The sequence below is a fragment of the Salinicola socius genome, from assembly GCF_001937195.1.
GTDB classification, from domain to species: Bacteria; Pseudomonadota; Gammaproteobacteria; order Pseudomonadales; family Halomonadaceae; genus Salinicola; species Salinicola socius.
Window position 1 is genome coordinate 1 of sequence record NZ_MSDO01000053.1, and the last position, 835, is coordinate 835.

At 67.5% G+C, this 835-nt stretch carries 1 protein-coding gene; it reads right to left on the minus strand.

Going from position 1 to position 835, the window contains the following annotated elements:
- Positions 1-835 (minus strand): type VI secretion system Vgr family protein (locus BTW07_RS18645; RefSeq protein ID WP_144076989.1); only part of this gene is annotated, 835 nt, incomplete at both ends.

Sequence of the window (835 nt, forward strand, 5' to 3'; positions counted from 1 at the left end):
CCCGCGCCGCGAACAGCTTGATCCCGGCTTTCTGCACGAACAGCGAGAGCTTCTCGGAGATCGAGGCGACCAGGCTCTTGCCGGTGGCGATGTTGACGTCTTCGCCGCTGGAGATGCTCAGCGATCTGCCCTGGGCCAGGTGGGTCGACTCCGGCGTGCTCAGGGTGATGCCGGCCGGGGAGGCCATGTGCAGCCAGGGGGCTTTCATCCGCGCCGCTTCGCCCCGGCCGCCGCTGTCGGTGGCGCCACGGGCGTTGCTCTGATCAGCATCCGAAAGCTGTTCGCTGTTGCCGTAGCGGTCGTCGGCGTCATCCCCGGCCTGCTTGAGGTTCTGGCGGCTGTCGAGGGCGTCGGCGTTGTGGTCCTGGGCACTCTGGCTGAGGCTGTCGCTGAGGTGGTAGGCGCTGTCGAGCTGCTGCCTGGCCGGGGTGAGGTCGAGCTGGTCACCGCTGGCGCCGAGCTGGCCCCAGCTTGAGAGGTAGAGCCCCTGGTTGGCGCGGATGGCGCCATAGGCATCGGTGCGCAGCTCGAACCCGGTGCCGCGGAAGGCACCGCGGGTGTTGCCGGTCTGGTGGATCAGGTAGCCGAGGTTGAGCTGGCTCTTCTCGGCTTCGGAGTTGAGCCGGACACGCTCCTGATCGGTGGCGTCGTCGAAGACGAGTTCGTTGTACTTGCTGCCGCGGTAGGTCTTGCTCTTGAAGCCGGAGAGCAGGCCGTGGCTGTGCCAGTCGGGGCTCTGCTCGCCGTTGTAGACCCGGCCGGTGATCAGCGGCCGGTCCGCATCGCCCTCGAGGAAGTCGACCAGCACTTCCTGGCCAATCCGCGGCACGAACAG